This window comes from Lebetimonas natsushimae (assembly GCF_002335445.1).
In the GTDB taxonomy this organism is placed as follows: Bacteria; Campylobacterota; Campylobacteria; order Campylobacterales; family Nautiliaceae; genus Lebetimonas; species Lebetimonas natsushimae.
In genome coordinates this window covers 39,481-61,912 of record NZ_BDME01000001.1, presented here as the reverse complement: position 1 = coordinate 61,912, position 22,432 = coordinate 39,481, and the positions used below count along the sequence as shown (strand labels likewise).

The window sequence follows — 22,432 nt, the reverse complement described above, 5'->3', positions numbered from 1 at the left end:
AGTAAAGTGTATTTAGTTAATGAGGAAAGACTAGAAAAAATGAAAAAAATCCTTTACACCCGCCAGGATACCCTGAGGGTTTTTATGGATTATGTATATTCGCCCCACAACCTTGCGGCAATTGTCAGGACCTGTGATGCTGTAAATGTGGGAAAATTATATTACCGCCATCAAAAAAAAGTAAAATTAAACAACGAAATCACGATGGGTGCTCACAAATGGATTTTTCATGAATACATTGATGACATTGAAAAATTTTATCAGGATATCAAAAAAGAAGGCTATCAGGTGGTAGTTACCCTGCTTGATGAAGATACAGTTGATTTCAGGGAAGTTGATTATACAAAACCAACTTTAATTGTTCTTGGAAACGAAGTTGACGGGGCAAGTGAAACAAGCATAAAATATGCGGACAAAAAAGTGATTATTCCTATGTATGGAATGAGCCAAAGCCTTAATGTGTCAGTAGCAAACGCAGTTATTTTATACGAAGCCCAGAGGCAAAGAAGCTTAAAAGGTATGTATGATAAGCCTCAGCTTACAGAGGAAATTATTCAAAAAACCCTTAAAAAATGGGCTTATAAAGATATAATTGAAAAAGAATTAAGAAGAGTAAGACATAAAAAAAATTAAAACTCAATAATCCTTCCGACTCCCCCCGGAATATAATTTTCACCATAAGCCTCTTTAAACATTTCAATTGCTAAATCCCCGCTGCAGTGAGTAGGCGTTACATATTCTACCCCTAAATTTTTAAGCTCTTTTATAACCTCTGCTATTTCTTCTTCAGAGCTTCTCATTAAATGAAATCCGCCAAGTGCATAAAGAACGGGTTTATTTAGCATTTCAATCGCTCTTTTTACAATATTTACAATTCCCGGATGTGCACATCCCGTAACTACAATAGAAAATTCACCCTCATCAATTACAAGGCTTTGTTCACCTACCGGATGCATAACTCCGGTTGAATAAAAATTATCAAAAAGCCTTGTAGGATATTCGTTTATTACTTTTACTTTTTCGCTGAGTTTCTTTAAATCCCTTATATATAAAGCCGAAAGAGAATCAGGTAAAAAAAGAGTTAAATTTCTGTTTACATCAACAACAGAATCAATCCCACCAATATGGTCCCAGTGTGGATGGGAAATAAAAAGATATTTTAATTTTTCCAAATCAAAATTCATCTTTGCCATATTCCTAACAAGCGCTCTTCCGTTACTTCCTGTATCAAACAAAAAATCATCATTTATCATACATCCAAATCCCCAAAAACTCTCCAGTTTTTCATTTGCCCTGTAGTTGTCAAAAACTATACTGAATCTCATTTTCTACCCCTTATTACTTTAAACGCCCCGCCGTTGCATTTATTTATTCCAAAACTCAAATTATCCAAATTCTTGCCATATAAATTTTCAACACATTCAAAATCATCAAATCCTGCTTTACTTAATAAATCTATTATATCATCTTTCGTAAAAAAGGTAGCCTCTTTATAAAACTTGGATTTTTGTTTATGTTTTTCATAAAATCTTCCAAGAGGAGAATTCAAATCCACAAAAGCAACCAGTATAAACCCTCCTTTTTTTAATACTTTATATGTATTTTGAAGCGTTTTTAGAGGGTCTTTTACAAAGCAAATAGTAGTGACAATCAGAGCAAAATCAAATTCCCCCTTAAAATCCATCTCTTCTGCGGTCATATTTACAACTTCAATACCCCTTTTTTTGGCAACCTCACCCATCTCTTTGCTTGGCTCAATGCCGAATTTTATACCAAGAGGTGCTGCAAATCTGCCGGTACCGACCCCTATTTCAATACCTTTTCCTTCAGGAAGCAGAGTTTTAATAGTTTTTATCTCCTCTTCATAAATTTCAGGATGTTTTTCAAACCAGGCTTCATAATCATTAACCAAATTATCAAAAAGCATTTTATTCCTTTAACCCAAAAGTGAATGTAAACTTATAAAAAACAAAAACAGAATAAATAAAACCCTAAGCCAGAGTTTTGACATTTTATGTGACATCCATGCCCCTATAAAAGTGGAAGCCACAGAAAAAGGCGCCACAAGTAAAACCGCCGGCAGATATACATAACCAATGGTATACGGATAATTACTTTTAAGCCCTAATAAAATATACATCAAAGTTCCGATAATTCCAAGAGGCAGAATAAGCGCCGAAGTGGTGGCTGTGGCTTTTTTAATATCAACTCCGTAATTTAGTAAAATAGGAGTTATAAAAGCGCCTCCTCCTATTCCAAACATTCCGGATTTAAGCCCCATTACAATTCCTATAACCATTTTCATAACAAAAGGAATTTCTTTTTTTTCATAATTTACTTTTAATTTATATTTTTTAAATGTATTTATTATCATATTAATACATAAAATCAAAATAACAAGTCCAAAAAACTTTTCAAGAATCTTTGAAGGAAGAAAACTTGCTATCAAGGCACCTGTTATATTAAACGGAACAATATAAAAAACAAGTTTTTTAAAAAGATTCCAGTCTATTCTTTTTTGCTTCTCATAAGAAATAATATTTCCTATAACGGTAAAAGAGACTATCATCAAAGATGTCCCGGCCACATAATGCATATATTCAGAATTAAACAGATGAAAATGCTTAAAAATCAAAAAAAGCCCCGGAACTATAACAAGCCCTCCTCCTACACCTAAAGCCCCTGCAAAAATACCCGTTATAATTCCCAAAAGTATGTAATACTGAATCATTATATAAACCTTAAAAAATTATAAATTACAAATGAAACAAAATATGCCACTATCGGTAAAAAAACTGTTTCAAATATCATCAGCTTCCATCCAAACTCGTTTTTTATCGCCGCCATGGTTGAAACACAGGGGATATATAAAAGCACAAAAACAAGATAACTGAAAGCCCCCAAAGATGTAAACTGGCTTTTTATTTTTTGTTGAAGCTCTGAAGGCTGCTTTTCAATTTCCAGTGTTTTAATTTTTACAGTAAAAAGATTTCTGACAGACTCGGCAAAAGCATTGTATAAACTTTTCATTTGAATTATAAAATCTTTTAAAATTCCGTTTTTTGCAACAGGTTTTTTATCCGACTCAACACCGTAAATTGTACCTAGAGACCCTATAATTACCTCTTTTGCCAATGTTCCTGGAATTAAAGCGGCTACCGGCTCCCAGTGTCCTCCAAATCCCAAAGGCTTAAAAACAGGCGTAATTTTTTTTGACATTTCAGCAAGATATGAACTCTTAGGGGTTGAATTTGGCGGAAGATTTATAACAACCCAAAGAATCACGGATGCCGCCACTATTACGGTTCCGGCTTTTACTATAAAATCTTTGAGTTTTGGCCACATTAAAATCCAAATACCCCTGAGTGTGGGTATATGATAAGTTGGAAGTTCAAGAAAAAAAGGTTTCGTATATGTTTTTGGAATTATTTTATTTGCCAAAAAAGCGGTTATAAAAGCGACTGCAATTCCAATAATATAAAAAGAAAATATAATTACTGATTGATAAGAAAAAAAAAACAGCCCCGCAAAAAGGGCATAAACAGGAAGCCTTGCACTGCAGCTCATAAACGGAATCATCAATGTTGTAATAATTCTCTCCCTAAATGAACTCATAGTCCTTGTGGAATAAACAGCCGGCACATTACAGCCAAACCCGATAATCAAGGATATAAAAGCATTTCCTTTTATTCCAAGTTTTGAAGCCAGTTTATCAAGCAAAAAACTGACCCTTGCCATATATCCGCTCTCTTCCAAAACAGCCATAAAAAAATACAAAAAAAATAAAAGTGGCAAAAATGAAAGAACCAATCCCACACCGCTTACCATTCCGTCAACTATAAAAGAACTAAGCCACTCTGGCAGATTTGTCATTGCCGCCCTTAAATGAGGAGATACAAAATTTTCAAAAAATCCCCCCATCCACTCAACAAATGGAGAACTGCCGTCAAATGTTATTTTAAACATTAAAAACATTATTGTAAAAAACACAGGCAGACCAAGCCATTTATGCAAAACAATACCGTCAATTTTATCACTTAAAAGAACTTTGTCTATTAACGGTTTTTGCATAACTTTATTTAATATTTTATCAATCCTTTGATATCTGTCCCGAATAATAAATTCTTTTACACTCATTCCAAAATGCTTCTTTAGTCTTTCTCTTGCATTTTTTACATCTTCAAGTATAAAGGGGGCTTTTTCTTCAATTCTTTTAATGGCAAATTCATCATTTTCCAAAAGTTTGATAGCCAAAAATCTTTTTAATCTGCAATCAATATTTTCCATCTTTTTTATTAAAAAATCAATCTCTTTTTCTATATGTTCCTGGTAAGGCATTATTTTTGGAATATGATTGTTTTTTACAGCTTCAACACTTTTGTTAATTACTTCTTTTACCCCAAGTTTTATTGTTGCAATGGTAGGTACACAAACAATTCCAAGAATATTTTGAAGTTTTGCTATATCAAGGCTGTATCCCCTTTTTGTAAATTCGTCAAACATATTAAGGGAAATTACAATAGGTTTTTGCAAATCTATAAGTTCCAGTGTGAGATACAAATTACGTCTGATATCAGTGGTATCCACAACATTTATTATTCCGTCTATGTCAGAAGAGCATATTACATCCCTTGTAATTTTTTCTTCCATGGTATAAGGAGACAAGGTGTAAGTGCCGGGCAGGTCAATAAGATGAAGTGTTTCATTTCCATAATTAAATGTCACTTCTTTTTTTTCAACCGTAACACCCGGCCAGTTTCCAACCTCCAAATCAGTTCCGGCTATTGCATTGATTAAGGCTGTTTTTCCTGTATTCGGATTTCCCACAAAAGCAATGGTTATCAATTTTTTTCCTTAAAAAGTTCAACATCTATTTTATCTGCTTCATTTTTCCTGATTGCTACATAGGTATTGCCTATTTTTAACTCTATAGGATCACCGAAAGGGGCTGTACGTATAACTTCTATGGGAGTGTTTTTTAAAGCGCCCAGTTCCAAAAGTCTCTCTTTAAGTTTTTCTATATTCCCTATTTTTTTAATGATACCTTTTTCTTGTGGCAGCATTTGGGAGAGTTTTTTCTGACTCATGTTTTTCCTTAAATAACTTAAGGATTATTATACTAAAAATTTCTAAATTCAAGAGGTATTGAATTATCAAGAAGGGATAAATCAAGTTTTCTTTTCTGAGGGCCAATATTTCCAATTGTTTCTTTATCGGTTTCAAAGAAATTTTGAAGATAATAAGTTCCTTTATAACCTTTATTTTTTAAAATAGTGATAATCTTATTTATATCATTTTCATCCAGTAAATCCGTATGGACAGTAGTCCTTACCTCAAATTCAATATTAGAGTTAATCAACATTTCAAGAGTACTCTCAAATTTTTCATAATGTCTGTTTTTGGTAATTTGCTCAAATTTCTCAGGTGGGGCTTTAAAATCAAGGGCTATATAATCAACAAGATTTTTATCCTTCATTTCTTTTAAAATTTCAAAGTTTATACCGTTTGTATCCAGTTTTATTTCAAATCCCATATCTTTGATTTTTTTAGAAAAATTTATAAGATTGGGATAAAGAGTAGGACATCCTCCTGTAAATGTCACACCGTCAAGCAGCCCCGTTCTTGTTTTTAAAAAATCTATTACCTCATCTTCTTCAATCTGTTTTTTTCCAAACACAACATCTTTATTGTAGCAGTAAGGGCATCTCATATTGCAGCCGCTAAACCAAAGAATCGCACATAGTCTTCCTGGAAAATCAAGAGAGGAAAATTTTTGAATAGAATAAATACCGTTCACTAATTTTCTTTATAATATTTTCTCTCTTTATGTTCAGCTTTTTTACCTATATTGAAACTCTCAACAGGTCTGTGATATCCCATTACCCTTGTATAAACCATACATTTTTGTCTTTTTTCTCTTAATTTTTCTAAAATTTCTTCTTTTGACAAAACTTTTTCTTCCATATTATCTCCTTTTTTGATTTAATCATCAAGTTTGAATTTACCTTCTTCAATTTTCTGTAAAAGTTCCTCATCGCAGTATGGACAGTATTCATGTTCACCCGGAATATATCCGTGTTTCGGGCATACACTGAATACCGGTGTAATAGAAATATAAGGCAGTCTGAAATTTGTAATTGCTTTTCTTACCAGATTTTTAGCAGCCTCCGGCGAACTTAATTTTTCACTCATATAAAGATGCAAAACCGTTCCCCCTGTATATAAAGTCTGCAGTTCATCCTGAAGTGAAAGTGCTTCGAACGGGTCATCGGTATAATTTACAGGCAGTTGTGATGAATTTGTATAATAAGGTGCATCTTCAAATCCCGCCTGAATAATATTTGGAAACCTTTTTTTATCTTCTTTTGCAAACCTGTATGTTGTTCCTTCTGCAGGAGTAGCTTCAAGGTTATAAAGATTTCCTGTCTCTTCCTGGAATTTTTTTAGTTTTTCCCTCATAAATTCGAGTATCTCCTTTGCAAATTCAATTCCCCATTTGGTTGCTATATTTTCCTTGTCGTTGGTAAAGTTTCTTATCATTTCATTCATACCGTTTACACCGATTGTTGAAAAATGATTGTTAAATCCAGGGAGATATCTTCTTGTATAAGGATAAAGCCCCCTGTCATACATTTCCTGTACAAATTTTCTTTTTTTCTCTAACGTTGATTTAGCAAGTTCCATTAGATATTCAAGTCTCTCAAGAAGTGCTTCTTTATCTCTTTTAAAAAGATATCCCAGTCTTGCCATATTAATTGTTACAACCCCGATACTTCCTGTCATTTCGGCACTTCCAAAAAGTCCGCCACCTCTTTTTAAAAGCTCTCTTAAATCAAGCTGCAATCTGCAGCACATACTCCTGACCGCCCCGGGTTCGTAAGCATTCGGGTTTCTTACTCTGTTTCCGTTTTCATCTATAATATACTGGCTTCCTATAAAATTTTGAAAATAACTGCTTCCTATTTTTGCTGTGTTTTCCCAAAGTGCCTGAGCAGCAGGTGAATCCCAGTCAAAATCTTCTGTAATATTTACCGTAGGAATAGGGAATGTAAAAGGCTGACCTATTGCATCGCCTTTTGTCATTACTTCATAATACGCTTTTATAATTTCCTGCATTTCCGGTTCAAAATCTTTATAAGTCGCATCGGTTAGTTTTTTGATTTTAGGATTTCTTTTTTGAAGTTTGGCTAGTAATTCTTTATCTTCTATTCCTTCAAACAGATGCTTATTGTTTTTTGTAGGAATCTGATCTCTTAAATCATCCGGCACTTTAAAATCAAGTGTAATGTTTGTAAAAGGACTCTGTCCCCAGCGGGCCGGAACATTTAAATTGTACACAAAACTCTCAATTGCGTTTTTTATTTCATTGTAATTTAGTTTATCTTTAAAAACATAAGGGGCAAGATATGTGTCAAAACTGCTAAATGCCTGAGCTCCCGCCCATTCACTCTGCAGTATTCCCAAAAAATTTGCCATCTGCCCCAAAGCACTTCTAAAATGATTTGGGGGAGTGCTTTCAACTCTTCCCCTAACTCCGTTAAACCCTTCATTCAATAAATTTCTCAAACTCCAACCGGCACAATATGGTGCAAGACAGTCCAAATCGTGGATATGATAATCCCCATCTCTGTGAGCCCTGCCTTCTTCAGGGGAATAAACCTTATCAAGCCAGTAATTTGCTATTACCTTACCGGCGGTATTGTTTATAAGTCCGGCATGTGAATATCCCGTATTTGAGTTTGCCTGAATTCTCCAGTCCTGTTTGCTGATATATTCTTCTATTGTGGTATTGCAGTTTATATATGTGGCTTCTTTGTCTAACAGATTTTCTCTTTGAAGTTTATGCAGGTGTCTATAAAGCATAAAATTTTTCATTACATCAAAATATCCATGTTTATACAAAGATTTCTCTATTAAATCCTGAATAAACTCTACTTCCGGGGTTTCTATCTCTTTTATTCTCTCAATCACTTCTTCAAACACATGAGGGTCGTATTTTACATTTGTGGCATCAAAAGCTTTAATAATTGCTTCTTCAATTTTATAAGGGAAATAATTCTGATAGCTTCCGTCTCTTTTTATTACTTTTTTCATATGTAGCCCCTGAGGTTTTTGAAAATTATACTACTACAAGCTTAATCAAAACTTAAAAAATCCCGAGATTTCGGGACTCTTTTTATCCTAAATACCTGTTCAATGCCTAAATTTGGCGTTAACTTATAACTTTAAATTTAAAAATTTTTCCTGCAAACATAGGTTTGATTTCACCCACTATATAAGGAGCTCTCCATTCTTCTTTTACAATTTCCACTTTTTTTTCAGGTACATTGATATTAAAATTATTTCTTGCGTTATCGCTTATAAATTTTTGAAATGTTTCAATATCACCTTCAAAAAATTCAGCAAGTGCAGGCAGTATTACAGGTGCAGAAAACACTCCTGCAGCACCTTTTAGTTTATTTTTCAATGGATGAGGGGCAGAATCGCTTCCAAACATAACTTTTTTATGGCCCGATTTTACGAATCGTTGTATTGCATCCCTGTCTTTTGGAGTTTTAATAATAGGTTTACAAAAATAGTGGGGATTTAGCATACCTCCTGCCACATCATCTAATGTTAAAAGCAGATGATGAAGGGTAACTGTGGCATACAGATTATCATATTTATCAAGCAAATCAAGCATTTCAGCAGTCCCGACATGTTCCATTATAATTTTAAGTTTTGGAAAATCACGGGCCAGTTTTTCATAAACAGGAATAAATTCCCTTTCCCTCTCCATTACAAATCCGTGAGTCTCCCCATGAACACTAAGAGGAATTTCGAATTCCTGCATCATTTCAAGCACTGGATAAACAGATTCTATACCCTTAACCCCACCCTCGCTGTTTGTAGTAATTCCTGCAGGATAAAGTTTAATTGCAAAAATCAGCTCTTTTAATTCCAATAATTCATCTTCATTATAATCCCTCATAAAAACATTCATAAGAGGAATGAAATTTTTAGCAGTTTTTAAAATTTCTTCTTTATAAGAAAGCAGCCTTTCCTTATTGTCTACAGGAGGAACTAAATTCGGCATCACCACAGCCGCTGCAAACTGATTTTCTGTATAAGGCAATACATCTTTTAAGATATCTCCCTCTCTTAAATGTAAATGCATATCTATCGGAGTATTTATTATCATTTTAAACCTTTATAAAACAAATTTTATATCTTTATGCTGCTGTAATCTTTTAAAAAATTCATTTCTTTCTTCTTCACTTGTTACATAAGCCTCAAATTTTTGGGAATGATATTTTCCGTGAGATTTTGAATCTTTTACCTCACATTCCTGATTGTCAATACACTCTTTTACGGCATTTTTCATTTTTTCTTTATCTTCCCCTATAATAGTATATCCCCACATTCTTGGATATTCTATTTTTTTCTTCATTTTTCTCCTTTAATTTAAAAAGTTTTGTTGATATAATATTTTTTTATATAATTATATTATATCAAATTTTGGGGGGTTTTTTTATTATGCCAATTTTTATAATTATTTTATTAATATCTTCTGTTTACGCTGCTACAAATATAACTCTAGATTTAAAATGGAAAAATGCCTTTCAATTTGCCGGTTTTTATATGGCTAAAGAAAAAGGCTTTTATAAAAAATTCGGTTTGAATGTAAATTTTAATGAATTCCACGGTAACAATATCGTCAATGATGTTTTAACAAACAAAGCCGATTTTGGTATAGGAAATTCCTCACTGATATATTACAAATTAAAGGAAAAACCTGTTATTGCTCTCATGCCTATTTTTGAAAACACCCCATTAGCTCTTGTTTCTACGGATCCGTCCATAAAATCTATTAAAGACTTAAAAGGAAAAACAATACATTCCTCAAATATGGGGGTTTATAATATTGCAATCGTTGCAATGCTAAAAAAAGAAGGTATAGATATAAAAGATATAAAATGTACCAACAAGCCCTATTCCATAAATGATTTAATACACAAAAAAGGAATTTATATTATTTTTTCTACAGACCAATTGTATTATTTACAAAAAAACAATGTTCAGTATAAACTTTTTTCCCCATTAAGTGAAGGAATCGATACTTACGGAGACATACTTTTTACTTCTGAAAAATTTTTAAAAAACAATCCAAAAACTGTCAAAAATTTTGTAAAAGCCACTCAAAAAGGCTGGGAATATGCAAAAAATCATATTGATGAAACAATCACAGTTATTTTAAAAAAATACAATACACAACATTTTACTTATGATAAATTAAAAGACGAAGCTTATAAAACAATTCCCTTTCTTTCAAAAGATTTTTTATTTAAAAGAGATAAAATCAATGCAATCAAACTATTATATCAATTAATTTTTAATATTAAAAACAATTTTCACTTTTTAGATTTTGTATATTCTCCTTATATTATGTCAAAAAAAGAAAAAGAATTTATAGAAAATAATATTATTCACTGTATATCTGCTTCCAACTGGCCTCCATTTAATTATATGAAACATGATAAATTAACCGGAATTTCTATAGATTTTTGGAATTTAATCAGCAACAGAACATATCTTAAAAAAACATGTGAAATTGCACCTAATTTTACAACTGCTTTAAAAAAAATAGAAAATAAAGAAGCAGATATCCTGCCCAACACCACCAATACAGAAAAAAGGGAAAAATACGCAATTTTTACAAAACCCTATGCAACTTATCCTATCGTAATAGCAACTAAAAATAATGTAAGCCCTATTTTAGATATGGAAAATTTATATGGAAAAAAAGTAGCAATAGGAAAAAATTACACTGCTTACGAATTAATAAAAAAACATTATCCTAAAATCAAAATTGTTCAGGTAAACAATACGGAAGAAGGATTAAAACTGTTAGAAAAAGGGGATGTTTTTGCAGTAATAGATATTTTTCCTGTTTTAGGATATTTTATTACCAAAGATAAATTTTTAGATATAAACATAAAAGGTGTCACTCCTTTTTCCTTCCCTCTAAAATTTATGATAAGAGATGATTACAAAACACTCCAGCAAATACTCAACAGAGCAATTGATGATTTAACTCCGCAGGAAAAAATAGAAATATTAAACAAATACTTTACAGTTGTAATTAATAACGGTATACCTTATAAACAGGTTAAAACAAAAATTATAATAGGAATCACTGTTATAGCAACTTTATTGTTAATGTTAATTTTACTGATTATTTTATATTTAAAAATAAAAAAAATAAAAAAAGAATTGGAAATGGTTGCAACTCATGATAAATTGTTAACCAATATTTTAAACAGATTAGCAATAGACAAAAGATTGAATGAAGAAATTGAAAAAGCAAAGAGATACAATACCCCGCTTTCGATTATATATTTTGATATTGACCATTTTAAACAAATTAATGACACTTACGGACATGCAAAAGGTGATTTTGTATTAAAGGAAATATCTGATTTAATACAACAAAATATCAGAAAAACAGACATTTTCGGAAGATGGGGAGGAGAAGAGTTTCTTATTATTTTACCTTTTACAAAAGGAAGTGATGCCAAAAAATTGGCTGAAAAATTAAGACAGGCCATTGAAAATCATGATTTCAATGGTTTGAAAGTAACTGCTTCTTTTGGCGTAACCGAATATAATGAAGAAGATGATTATATTTCTTTAATGCAAAGAGCGGATGTCGCTTTGTATTTAGCAAAGGAAAAAGGAAGAAACAGAATAATTTACATAAAATAAACCACCGGAACAATTGTAGGGTATTTTTTTGTTTTTCTAAATACATGTTTTCTTATGACATTTCTAAGTTCATTTTCAAAAATTCTGTTTTTTTCATAAACATAATCTTTTGCATGGTTTATATAATTAATTAAAATCTCCTCCATTTCTTTTGCAAATGCTTTGTCTTCTTTATCTGCGATGATTCCATATGTTGTAACCCTTGGACGGTTTATTAATTTTTTATTTTGTTTATCAACTTGGGCCACAATCATAATAATTCCGTCACTTGCAAGTTTTTGCCTATCAAGTACTATATCATCTTCAATCTGTTCATTAATTTGATTATCTATATAAATTTTACCTGTTTTTACTGATTTCACTTTCCTGACTCTTTTTGGAGTAATTTCCCATTGTTCCCCGTCTTCCATTACAAAAATATTATTTTCATCCATACCGGTTGATAATGCGGTTTCCCTGTGTTTCATTAAATGGTTATATTCTCCGTGAACCGGGAAAAAATATTTAGGTTTTACAAGTCTTAGCATCAGTTTCTGTTCTTCCTGGCTTGCATGTCCGCTCACATGTATTTCGCTGAACTGCTGATAAGCCACTTTTGCACCTTTTTTCATTAAAAAGTTTATAAGTTGGGAAACTGTCGGTTCATTTCCAGGAATAGCTTTAGCTGAAATTACAATCTGATCACCCTCTTTTATTTTTACATGTCTATGTTCATCAATGGCCATTCTGTAAAGTGCACTCATACTTTCACCCTGGGAACCGGTTGTAATAATTAAAATTTCATGATCCTGATATTTACCGATTTCATACGGGTCTATAAAAATATCTCTTGGCAATTTAATATATCCTAAATCCATCGCCACATTCAGATTTTGTTCCATACTTCTACCGATTATACATACTTTTCTACCGTGTTTAATACCTCTTTCAATTGCCTGATAAACCCTGTGGATATTTGATGAAAAGGTTGACATAATAACCCTGCCCTTACTTTTTAAAAACAAATCATCAAATGTTTTTCCAACTACACTCTCACTTGGAGTAACTCCGGGTTTATATGAGTTTGTAGAATCACTGAAAAGCGCTAAAACACCTTTTTCCCCATAATATGCAAGTCTGTGTAAATCTGGCGCATATCCGTCTATCGGAGTATGATCTATTTTAAAATCGCCTGTATGAATTATTGTCCCTATTGGCGTTTGAATTGCAAGAGATGATGAATCAATAATAGAATGGGTCATATGAATCCACTCAACCTTAAAATCTCCTATTTGAATAGGATGTCGTTTTTTAACACTTCTGAAATAACTTTTATACTGAAGTATTTTGTGTTCTTTAAATTTATTTTCTATCATTGCAAGAGGCAAACTTGTACCATAAATCGGAACTTGCATTTCTTTAAACAAATATGGCACCGCCCCTATATGATCCTCATGACCGTGGGTTATAATCAAACCTTTGATTTTATGACGGATTTCCTTTAAGTAACTGAAATCCGGAATCAAAATATCAACTCCATGCATATCTTCACTTGGAAAACTCATTCCACAGTCAATAATTATTGCACTGTTTTCAGTCTCAAGCACTGCACAGTTTCCGCCTATTTCATCAAGCCCCCCAAGAGGTGTAAATCTAACCCATCCTTTTGTATTTTCATTAATTTTATTATATGTAGTAAGTCTTGCTTGGTGAATTTTTTCATTTTCATTAAATGCTTTGTTTAAATCTTTAAACCAAACAAAATTTTTAGGGTCTAATTTTTTTTGAGGTTTTGAATTTCTTATTTTTTTATCTTGATTATTTGAATTATTTGTATTTGTTTTTTCTGTCAAACTGTTTTTACTGTTTTGTTTGTCAGTTTGATTTTGATTATTTAAAATTTGATTTATTTCATTATTTTTTGTTATTTCCATTCTTACTCCTTTCCTTTAGCGCGGAAAAGAGCTGGAAAAAAGTAGAGCCGTCTACCTGATGAGGCCTCAATTTTGGATCAAGTCCAAAATCTTGTAGTTTTAATCCAGTTGCAGATAAATTTTTATTAAGCGTTTTTCTTGGATTTGCAAAAGCAATTTTTAAAAATTTAGCAAATTCTTCATCATAAGTTTCATTAAATTTTTCAAATAAAATTACACTGCTTGTGACCTTCGGAGCAGGAACAAATGCTCCAGGAGGTATATCAAACAATTTTTTAACTTCAGCCACACTCTGAGCTAAAATAGCCAGTGCCGAATAATTTCTTTCACCTACTTTTGCACTAAATTTATCTGCAACTTCTTTTTGAATTAAAACTAAAATATTTTTTGCATTTTTGTCTTTTAAAGCTTTTAAAATTATATTTGTTGCAATATAATAAGGTAAATTTGCAATCAAATCATAATTTTCTTCTGCTAAAGACCCCTTTTTCCAAAATTCAAGTACATCACCACACAAAAGATTTAAATCAGGAAATTTTTGTTTTAAAACTTCACATAAATCTTTATCTATTTCTATTGCTGTTACTCTTCTTTTTTCCAGCAACTTTTCCGTTAAATCGCCTAAGCCAGGCCCAATCTCTACTGTTAAATTCTGAGTATTGGGCATCGCTTCGACGATTTTATTTAAATAATGTCTGTCTTTTAAAAAATTTTGACCAAATTTTTTTTTCGCCTTGATTATAGCATATCCTTTTTTTAATGTAAAGATGTTAAAATTATAACAAAAAAGGTAATATATGGAATATTTTGCAAAAAGAATTATACCCTGCCTTGATGTTAAAGACGGAAGAGTCGTTAAAGGGGTAAATTTTGTGGGACTGCGTGATGCGGGAGATCCTGTCGAAGCTGCAATCAGATATAACCAAGAAGAGGCTGACGAATTAACCTTCCTTGATATTACTGCTAGTCATGAAGGCAGAAAACCAATTGTTGATATCGTAAAAAAAGTTGCAAAAGAAGTTTTTATTCCTTTAACTGTGGGAGGGGGTATTAGTGAATTAAATGATATATACGATTTACTCAATGTAGGATGTGATAAAGTTTCAATTAATTCAGCCGCCGTTAAAAATCCTGATTTTATAAATGAAGGTGCAAAAAGATTTGGAAGTCAATGTATTGTGGTTGCAATTGACGTGAAAAAAATAGCGCCTAAAAAATGGAATGTATTTATAAAAGGCGGCAGAGTTGATACAGGTCTTGATGCAATCAAGTGGGCAAAAGAAGTTGTTGAGAGGGGAGCTGGTGAAATACTGTTAACATCAATGGATACAGACGGGACAAAAGCGGGATTTGATATAGAAATAACTGAAATTATTTCTAAAATGGTACATGTACCGGTAATTGCAAGCGGAGGGGCAGGAAAAATGGAGCATTTCAAAGAAGTTTTTGAACATTCTGCCGATGCCGCTTTGGCTGCCAGTATTTTTCATTTCAGGGAAATTGATATAATGGAACTTAAAAAATATTTACAAAAAAACAATATAAGCGTAAGAATTTAATAATTTGAATGGAAAATGAAAAATGAAAAATGTAAAATTAATTATAATTTTTTTAATTAGTACCGTTTTATTTAGTTTTGATGTGGAATTTACAAAAATAGAAAAAAAATTTATTGTCCCAAACATTGATGCGATTTTAATACAAACAAAAGAAAACCTAACTTTTCCATTTCAATTTTATAAAATTAAAAACGGTTATGTTTTAAAAGACTCCAGGGAAATTGAAAATTATTTAAATAACCGATTCTATGCACCAAAAGATGCAAAATTTAAAAATATAAAAATTGCTATAATAGATTATGACAAATATCAATATGAAATCATTCAGAAAATAAAAAACAAATATAACTGTCCTGTTAAACATTTGATTTTTTTAAATCCTGATGAAGAAAAAATAATTTTTAAACCGGCGGAAATTGAACTAAAATACAAAATAATTTTAGATTGTAATTAAAGGTTTCACGTGAAACACATACAAATAATAAGCAGTGGAAATCAGGAAATATTTTCATTTGCTCACCCTATAGGTATAGGTTTAATAGAAAGTGCAATAAATTTAACAAGACTCGTATTATTTGATAAACCTGATTTTTTAATTTTTATAGGCAGTGCTGGAAGTTATGGAAAATTCAAACCGTTTGATATAATAAAAACCAAAACCGCATCAAATATTGAACACTGCTTTTTAAAAGAAAAATGCTATACCCCGATTGATAATATCATATCACTATCTGTTTCACGTGAAACAATTGTAAATTCATCAAATTACATTACAACTAGTAAAAAAATGTCTAAAAAATACCTAACACTTGGAATTGATGCTGAAAATATGGAATTTTATTCAGTCTTGAGAGTGGCAAAGGAATTTAATATCCCTGCAATCGGCATTTTTGTAATAACAAATTATTGCTATAAAAATGCACATAAAGAATACTTGCAAAATTTAAAAAAAGCAAAAAAAATTTTAATAGATTATTTAATACAAGAAAAAATCATAAAGGAAAAAAATGGATAAAAAATTTTTTATGGATTATTTACCGGAAGAATTAATTGAAATGGGAATAGAGCCGAAATTCAGGGTAAAACAGTTATATAACTGGGTTTATAGAAAATATGTTGATAATTTTGAAGAAATGAAAAATATTCCAAAACTTTTAAGAGAAAAATTAAAAAAAGAATTTATCATAAACCCTTTTGAACTTGTAAACCATGAAATTTCAATGGATGAAACAGAAAAATTTTTATTCAAATTAAAAGACGGAAGAACAGTTGAAACAGTTCTTATTAAAATGAAAGAAAATAAATATACCGTTTGTGTTTCCACCCAGGTTGGATGTAAAGTGGGATGCGCTTTTTGTCTTACTGCAAAAGGGGGATTTGTAAGAAATTTAAGTGCCGGCGAAATAGTGGCACAGGTTTGGTGGATGAAAAAATTTAAAAACTTTGATGAAAATAAAGCATTAAATGTTGTTTATATGGGAATGGGTGAACCGCTTGATAACTATGAAAATTTAGTAAAAGCAATTAAAATATTATCCCATCCGGACGGAATGAATATTTCTACAAGAAGACAGACGGTATCGACTTCCGGTATCGCGCCAAAAATAAAAAAACTTGGAAATGAAAATTTAGGGGTAAATTTAGCCATCTCCCTCCACGCAGTTGATAATGAAACAAGAGAGAAATTAATTCCTATGAACAAAGCATATAATATTGAAAGTGTAATTGATGCAATCAGAGAATTCCCTATTGATAAAAGAAAAAAAGTAATGTTTGAATATTTGGTAATTAAAGATGTGAATGATGACATTAATGCAGCCAAAAAACTGGTAAAATTATTAAATGGAATTCCTAGTAAAGTAAATTTAATTTATTTTAACCCATATCCAGGAACTAAATTTCAAAGACCAGATGATGAAACAATGAAAAGATTTCAGGATTATTTAATAAAAAAAGGTATTTTATGCACTATAAGAAAAAGTAAAGGAATGGATATTTCAGCTGCCTGCGGACAGCTTAGGGAAAAAAAATTAAAGGAAGAAAATGGCTGAGCTTAAATATTTACCTGATGGGATAAGACTTCATTTAAAAGAAATTTATTATAAATTGACTAATGAAAATCTTTATGAATATTTTTATTTTCATTTTGATTCAATAGAAACAGGGTTAAAAGCAGAAAAAATTTTAAAAAAAGAAAATATAAAATCTATTCCTGTCCCTGATAATATTTTTAAAGATTGTGGAGTCGCTATTTTAACCAAAGAAAAAGATAAAATAAAAAATATTTTAAAAAAACATAATATTAATTATGAAATATACAGATACGAAGAAAATAAACCTAAAAAAATAGAGGGAAATATAGAAGTTAAAAGCTGTAAAATCAGTTAAATATTTCTATATCAGCCCTATTCTTTAATCTGTCAAAATATGTTTTTAATATTATATCCTGTTTTTGCTGAGCAATTTTGGAATAAATAATATTTTGAACCTTTTCAAAAGGCAGTATTTTTTTACCTTCTTTTTTTACAACATAATACATAGAATAATTCATACCTTCATTAAATATAGGGGAATATTCCCCTTCTTTTAGATTTTTAAATAAAAATATCATTCCAAGAGGCATATTATCAGAATTTAAAACCAATGTTTTTGATGTAATTACCGCTGAATTCATTAAAGGGTTGTTTTTTATTTTCTTTAAAATTTCAGGGTTGTTCGAAGTATATTTTATAACCTGTATTGAATCAAAAACATTGAATTCATCAATATGCTTTTTATAATAATCTTTTAAACTATCGGGATTTATTTTTAATTTTGCCTGAACTATCTGATTAAAAAGCTTTCTTTTTAACAAATTGTTTTTTATCTGTTTTTTTACTTTTTCTAGTTCACCCCTTCCCGCTAAAATATTTTTAAACTGAAACAGGTCCATTCCGTTTTGCTTAGCTACATTTTCCAATTCATTTTCAATTTCAAACTCATCTACACTTATACCTCTTTTCTTAATTTCACTGTCAATTAATTTTTCCTGAATCAATATACTTAATGCTTTATCTTTTGGAAGATTGTTTTGTTTTGAAAAATTTTGCAGTTCATAAGATGTAATAGGCTCACCTTCCACATTTGCAATAACTTTATCCACCACTTTTGCGTTTAAACTGAAAGTTAACAATCCTATTAAAATATATTTTTTCATTCTAATCCTTCATTATTTTTTCTATTTTAGCCAAAACTTCAAATAAACACTCTATTTTTTCTTTAGAAATATTTTTTTCAATTTTTTTTCTAAATTTTAAAACAATATTATCAATATCTTTTAAAACAGTTTTTCCTTTTTCCGTAATTACAATCTTATATGAACGTTTATCTATAAAATTTTCTTTTTTTATTAATTTTTTATGTTCCAAAGCATTTATAAATCTTGTAATAGCGGCTTTGTCTTTATTTAAAATATCTGCTATTTTAGTCGGAGTTAATTTTTTTTCATTAATTAACTTTAAAACTATATACTGCTCACTTGATATATCATATTCCAAAATGGCTTTGTTAAAAACTTTTCTCATTGTATTTAATGTATTGGATAACTTTAATGAAATAAAACTTTCTATATCTAAATTCATTAATATCCTTTTTTAATTTATAAAATTGTATCAAAATAGTTTAATTTATAAAATTTTCATAATTTTGGCTATTGAATCAACCACAAAATCAGGATTTGCTTTTTTTAAATCACTTTCTTTAAATTTTCCAATTTTTACAAGGACAGTTTTAATTCCGCATTTTTTAGCACCTATTATATCACTTTCCATATCATCACCTATCATAATTACCTCTTTTTTATTAAGATTCATATCATTTATTGCTTCTGTGAAAAATTTACAACTCGGTTTTCCGAATATTTCGGCTTTTTTTTCAGTTGAATATTCCAGAGCTGCAACAAAAGCCCCAGCATCAAGGGATAATTCGTCATTTTCTTTAAAATACCTGTTTTTATTTGTGGCTAAAAATTCCGCTCCTTTTATTATTTTCCTAAAAGCTGTATTTAATGCTTCATAAGAAAAATTTGTATATGCATCTGCAACAACCACAGCCCCCTCTCCTTTTATATTTTTTAAATATTCTTTTGCTTCATCTGTAGCAATTATATATGCTTTTTTATTATTATCAATCAAATATTTTTTTATTGCTAAAAGAGCAGTAAAAATCTCATTTTCTTCAATATTGAACCCAAAATTTTTTAATTTTTTATAAATATTTTCAGGAGTGTTTCTTGACGAATTAGATAAAAACCTGATTTTATATTTGCCTTTTAAATAATCTATAGCTTCTACTGCACCTGAAATTAATTTATCGCCTTCATATAAAACCCCTCCTATATCACACAAAATCCCTTTCATTTTTCCCGTCCATTACTGCGCTAAAGCAGTGTTTTACTTTTCCTTTAAAATAAAGTGTTCCATTTTTTAAACTTACTGTAAGCTCTTCACCGCTTTTTGGATAAACTTTTACACTCTCTCCTATTAAATTGTTATCTTTCGCAACCAAAAAACTCGCACACATACCTGTTCCACACGCCAAAGTTTCATCTTCAACACCTCTTTCATACGTCCTAACATAAAGTTTGTTATCCCTAACTTCAGCCCAGTTTACATTGGCATTATACTTCTCCCTGAGATTTCTTGCTAAATTTTTATCAAAATTATTAATATTTTCTAAAATTACAATATGTGGGACACCTGTGTCATAAATTTTAAATTTTTTTCCGAAATCTTCATATTTTCCCAAAAATTTATAAGGGGTAAGTTGACTCTCTACTGTATTATCTTCAACTTCGGCTTCTATTACACCAGCACCGGTTAAAAATTTCATTTTTTTATCTGCCAGATTATTTACAAACGCATAATGGGCAGCCGCCCTGCTTCCATTTCCACACATACTTGCCTCGCTTCCATCAGCATTATAAAACTGCCATTCAAAATCATATTTTTCATGTGGTAAAAGTACAATAAGCCCATCGGCCCCTATCCCGCTGAATCTGTTACACAAAACTTTTGCCACACCACTCCTGTCTATTTTTCTAAAAGTATGAAAAATTACAAAATCATTTCCACTTGCTGAATATTTACTGACAACCATTTTGTTTCCTTAAAAATTTTTCTTCAAATTCATCCGCTTTAATTGGAGGAGAATATAAATACCCTTGAAGAGCATCCACACCCTCTAGCAGCAAAAATTCTTTTTGTTTTTCGGTTTCAACCCCTTCAGCAACAATTGTTAAATTGAGCACCCTTCCAAGCAAAATTATGACTCTTACAATTTCTTCATCATCCTTATCTTTTCCAATGTCTTTTACAAAACTCCTGTCAATTTTAAGTTCTGTAATCGGAAGTTTTTTTAAATAACTCAAAGATGAATAACCTGTCCCAAAATCATCTATCGATATACCCAACCCCAATTTTCTGAGTTCTTCTAAAAATTTAATATTTTTTTCAGGATCTTTCATAACATTTTCTTCTGTAATTTCTAAAATTAAATTTTCAGCATCAAATTCATTCTCTTCTAACAATTTTTTTATTTTATCAATAAAATTTTCATCTTCCAAATCTATCGTGGTAATGTTACAGCTGATTTTTCCGGGATTTAAACCGTTATTTTCCCATTTTTTATACTGTTTAATGGCTTTTTTCAATACAATAAAATCAATGTCTGTAATTAATTTTTTTTCATATGCAATCGGTAAAAATATATTAGGAAACAATAACCCTCTTTGAGGATGATTCCATCTTACTAAAACTTCAGCACCATATAAATCTTCATTTTTACCGATTTTCGGCTGAAAATAAATATCAAAATTTTCATTTTTAATTGATTCAATTAAATCATTCTTCAACTCAGTTTTTTCCTCCAGTTTTTTGCTAAGTTCGTGTTTAAAAAATTCAAATCTTCCTTTTCCTTTCTTCTTGGCCTCATACATTGCCATATCCGCATTTTTAATTAATATGTCCAAATCCTTGCTGTCATCCGGATAAATAGAAATACCTATACTTAAATTGATATTAAATTCCTTATGTTTTAATAAAATTTTTTCTCTTATTTTTTTATACAGTCTGTCAATAACACTTAAAATCTCTTCTTCTTTATTAAACAGCAACAATACAATAAATTCGTCACCGCCGAATCTGATTATAATATCATCCTCTCTTAATACCTCTTTAAATCTCCTCGCAATTATCTTTAATAAAATATCCCCGTATTTATGACCCAATGTATCATTTATTTCTTTAAAATAATCCAAATCAATAAATATAATAGCTATTTTTTTATTTTCTCTTTTTGCTTTTGCTCTAAATAAACTAAATATATATTTTAAATAATTTCTGTTAAACAGACCTGTTAAATTATCGGTTATACTTTTTCTTTTAAGTTCCAATTGTTCATTTTCTATTTGTTTTTCATATTTCAAAAACAGTTTTTGAACTATTTTTGACAAAATAAAAGAAATAATTAACGTTAAAATTAAAACTATTAATGCTGCAGTATATAACTTTTTATTTAATGTTTTAAAAATTTTTTGTTGATTCTTTTTTAATTCCAATAATCTTTTATCCAAATAATTTAAATACACTCCGCTTCCAATCAAGGCGTTTAAAGGTTTAAAAACTTTCACATAAGAAACTTTCCATACAGCTTTATTATGAAAATTATATCCCAAATATCTTACATAAGTCCCGTTTGGGTGTTTTTTAGCTTCATTTACTAAAAGTTGAAAAATCTTTATTCCGTTTCTGGTCAAATTCCATCTGTTTATTTTCATAAGAGAGTGATCAGGATGGTAAAGAGTATTTCCGTAAAAATCTAAAATAAAAATATACCCCTTATTTGGCCATCTGAAGTTATCGAAAATATCCACAATATCGTTTAAAAATTCTTTTTTGCATTTATCAGCCGGAACATTGTATTTTTTACATTCATTCATTTTTCTATTATAAAGCGTTTCTAAAACAGAATAAGCTATTTCCACCCTTTTTTTTGTTTTCTTTTTTAATTCTTTAAAAAATTCCCTTTGAATCTGCATTTGTTGTTTGTAAAAACAATTTTTTAAAGATATATAAATTGAAGTATAAGATATAAAGACGGTAAATAAAGTCATTAATATAGGTAATAAAAATATATATAAAGAAATTCTCTTCACCCTTTTTGTCATTACTTCTCCTT

General features: G+C 30.3%; 24 protein-coding genes. 7 read left to right on the top strand and 17 right to left on the bottom strand.

Features of this window, described 5'->3' with window-relative positions; all coding sequences use genetic code 11:
- The first annotated feature begins 6 nt into the window (after positions 1-6).
- Positions 7-633, top strand: coding sequence for a TrmH family RNA methyltransferase (locus tag LNAT_RS00375; RefSeq protein ID WP_096257951.1), 627 nt, complete (start codon positions 7-9; stop codon positions 631-633).
- Here LNAT_RS00375 and LNAT_RS00370 read toward each other — a convergent pair.
- From LNAT_RS00370 to LNAT_RS00330, 10 genes are all read right to left on the bottom strand, one after another.
- Positions 630-1,325, bottom strand: coding sequence for an MBL fold metallo-hydrolase (locus tag LNAT_RS00370; RefSeq protein WP_096257950.1), 696 nt, complete (start codon positions 1,323-1,325; stop codon positions 630-632). The two genes, LNAT_RS00375 and LNAT_RS00370, sit on opposite strands and share 4 nt — an antisense overlap.
- The gene (locus LNAT_RS00365) at positions 1,322-1,927 is read right to left on the bottom strand and encodes a class I SAM-dependent methyltransferase (protein ID WP_096257949.1); all 606 of its coding nucleotides are present in this window, start codon (positions 1,925-1,927) and stop codon (positions 1,322-1,324) included. Before LNAT_RS00365 ends, LNAT_RS00370 begins: the two co-directional genes overlap by 4 nt.
- 9 nt (positions 1,928-1,936) lie before the next feature.
- Positions 1,937-2,731 (bottom strand): sulfite exporter TauE/SafE family protein, encoded by a 795-nt coding sequence (locus LNAT_RS00360; RefSeq protein WP_096257948.1) that lies wholly within the window; start codon positions 2,729-2,731, stop codon positions 1,937-1,939.
- On the bottom strand, positions 2,731-4,845 hold the full coding sequence (gene feoB, locus LNAT_RS00355) for a ferrous iron transport protein B (protein ID WP_096257947.1): 2,115 nt from the start codon (positions 4,843-4,845) through the stop codon (positions 2,731-2,733). The genes LNAT_RS00360 and feoB overlap by 1 nt, the downstream gene beginning before the upstream one ends.
- Positions 4,842-5,087 carry a FeoA family protein gene (locus tag LNAT_RS00350; RefSeq protein ID WP_238593948.1) on the bottom strand — a complete coding sequence of 82 codons (246 nt, stop codon included), beginning with the start codon at positions 5,085-5,087 and terminating at the stop codon, positions 4,842-4,844. Before LNAT_RS00350 ends, feoB begins: the two co-directional genes overlap by 4 nt.
- A 32-nt stretch (positions 5,088-5,119) precedes the next feature.
- The gene (locus tag LNAT_RS00345; protein WP_096257946.1) at positions 5,120-5,797 is read right to left on the bottom strand and encodes an anaerobic ribonucleoside-triphosphate reductase activating protein; all 678 of its coding nucleotides are present in this window, start codon (positions 5,795-5,797) and stop codon (positions 5,120-5,122) included.
- Entirely contained in the window at positions 5,797-5,949 is a 153-nt protein-coding gene (nrdD, locus tag LNAT_RS09040) for an anaerobic ribonucleoside-triphosphate reductase (RefSeq protein ID WP_143471330.1), read from the bottom strand. The genes LNAT_RS00345 and nrdD overlap by 1 nt, the downstream gene beginning before the upstream one ends.
- Before the next feature lie 33 nt (positions 5,950-5,982).
- Positions 5,983-8,094, bottom strand: a complete 2,112-nt coding sequence (locus LNAT_RS00340; protein WP_096257945.1) for a ribonucleoside triphosphate reductase — start codon at positions 8,092-8,094, stop codon at positions 5,983-5,985.
- Between the two features lie 118 nt (positions 8,095-8,212).
- Positions 8,213-9,181, bottom strand: coding sequence for a dihydroorotase (gene pyrC / locus LNAT_RS00335; RefSeq protein WP_096257944.1), 969 nt, complete (start codon positions 9,179-9,181; stop codon positions 8,213-8,215).
- Between the two features lie 9 nt (positions 9,182-9,190).
- Entirely contained in the window at positions 9,191-9,430 is a 240-nt protein-coding gene (locus tag LNAT_RS00330; protein ID WP_096257943.1) for an HP0495 family protein, read from the bottom strand.
- An 86-nt stretch (positions 9,431-9,516) separates the two neighbouring features.
- Here LNAT_RS00330 and LNAT_RS00325 point away from each other — a divergent pair, with 86 nt between their 5' ends.
- Complete coding sequence (locus LNAT_RS00325; RefSeq protein WP_143471325.1) at positions 9,517-11,745, top strand: transporter substrate-binding domain-containing diguanylate cyclase; 2,229 nt, start codon at positions 9,517-9,519, stop codon at positions 11,743-11,745.
- On the opposite strand, the gene LNAT_RS00320 is transcribed toward LNAT_RS00325, so the two are convergent.
- Both LNAT_RS00320 and rsmA read right to left on the bottom strand, forming a co-directional pair.
- Positions 11,733-13,658, bottom strand: a complete 1,926-nt coding sequence (locus LNAT_RS00320) for a ribonuclease J (RefSeq protein WP_238593947.1) — start codon at positions 13,656-13,658, stop codon at positions 11,733-11,735. The two genes, LNAT_RS00325 and LNAT_RS00320, sit on opposite strands and share 13 nt — an antisense overlap.
- Positions 13,639-14,397: a 16S rRNA (adenine(1518)-N(6)/adenine(1519)-N(6))-dimethyltransferase RsmA gene (gene rsmA / locus LNAT_RS00315; protein ID WP_096257941.1), complete on the bottom strand. Its 759-nt coding sequence runs from the start codon at positions 14,395-14,397 to the stop codon at positions 13,639-13,641. Before rsmA ends, LNAT_RS00320 begins: the two co-directional genes overlap by 20 nt.
- 58 nt (positions 14,398-14,455) lie before the next feature.
- Here rsmA and hisF point away from each other — a divergent pair, with 58 nt between their 5' ends.
- Genes hisF through LNAT_RS00290 form a run of 5 tightly spaced genes read left to right on the top strand, consistent with a single transcriptional unit; the run spans position 14,456 to position 17,605 of the window.
- Positions 14,456-15,217, top strand: coding sequence for an imidazole glycerol phosphate synthase subunit HisF (gene hisF / locus LNAT_RS00310; RefSeq protein WP_096257940.1), 762 nt, complete (start codon positions 14,456-14,458; stop codon positions 15,215-15,217).
- Positions 15,218-15,239: 22 nt separating this feature from the next.
- Positions 15,240-15,671 carry a hypothetical protein gene (locus LNAT_RS00305; protein WP_096257939.1) on the top strand — a complete coding sequence of 144 codons (432 nt, stop codon included), beginning with the start codon at positions 15,240-15,242 and terminating at the stop codon, positions 15,669-15,671.
- 9 nt (positions 15,672-15,680) lie between these two features.
- Positions 15,681-16,232 (top strand): phosphorylase family protein, encoded by a 552-nt coding sequence (locus LNAT_RS00300; protein ID WP_096257938.1) that lies wholly within the window; start codon positions 15,681-15,683, stop codon positions 16,230-16,232.
- Positions 16,225-17,268, top strand: a complete 1,044-nt coding sequence (gene rlmN, locus LNAT_RS00295; protein ID WP_096257937.1) for a dual-specificity RNA methyltransferase RlmN — start codon at positions 16,225-16,227, stop codon at positions 17,266-17,268. Before LNAT_RS00300 ends, rlmN begins: the two co-directional genes overlap by 8 nt.
- The gene (locus LNAT_RS00290) at positions 17,261-17,605 is read left to right on the top strand and encodes a putative Se/S carrier protein (RefSeq protein WP_096257936.1); all 345 of its coding nucleotides are present in this window, start codon (positions 17,261-17,263) and stop codon (positions 17,603-17,605) included. The genes rlmN and LNAT_RS00290 overlap by 8 nt, the downstream gene beginning before the upstream one ends.
- On the opposite strand, the gene LNAT_RS00285 is transcribed toward LNAT_RS00290, so the two are convergent.
- The 5 genes from LNAT_RS00285 to LNAT_RS00265 are packed head-to-tail and all read right to left on the bottom strand — an operon-like array spanning position 17,598 to position 22,421.
- Complete coding sequence (locus LNAT_RS00285; RefSeq protein ID WP_096257935.1) at positions 17,598-18,413, bottom strand: peptidylprolyl isomerase; 816 nt, start codon at positions 18,411-18,413, stop codon at positions 17,598-17,600. The two genes, LNAT_RS00290 and LNAT_RS00285, sit on opposite strands and share 8 nt — an antisense overlap.
- 1 nt (position 18,414) lies before the next feature.
- On the bottom strand, positions 18,415-18,837 hold the full coding sequence (locus LNAT_RS00280; RefSeq protein WP_096257934.1) for a MarR family winged helix-turn-helix transcriptional regulator: 423 nt from the start codon (positions 18,835-18,837) through the stop codon (positions 18,415-18,417).
- Positions 18,838-18,882: 45 nt separating this feature from the next.
- The gene (locus tag LNAT_RS00275) at positions 18,883-19,614 is read right to left on the bottom strand and encodes a TIGR01458 family HAD-type hydrolase (RefSeq protein ID WP_096257933.1); all 732 of its coding nucleotides are present in this window, start codon (positions 19,612-19,614) and stop codon (positions 18,883-18,885) included.
- Positions 19,595-20,353, bottom strand: a complete 759-nt coding sequence (dapF, locus tag LNAT_RS00270) for a diaminopimelate epimerase (protein ID WP_096257932.1) — start codon at positions 20,351-20,353, stop codon at positions 19,595-19,597. Before dapF ends, LNAT_RS00275 begins: the two co-directional genes overlap by 20 nt.
- The gene (locus LNAT_RS00265; protein ID WP_096257931.1) at positions 20,340-22,421 is read right to left on the bottom strand and encodes an EAL domain-containing protein; all 2,082 of its coding nucleotides are present in this window, start codon (positions 22,419-22,421) and stop codon (positions 20,340-20,342) included. Before LNAT_RS00265 ends, dapF begins: the two co-directional genes overlap by 14 nt.
- Positions 22,422-22,432: the final 11 nt, after the last annotated feature.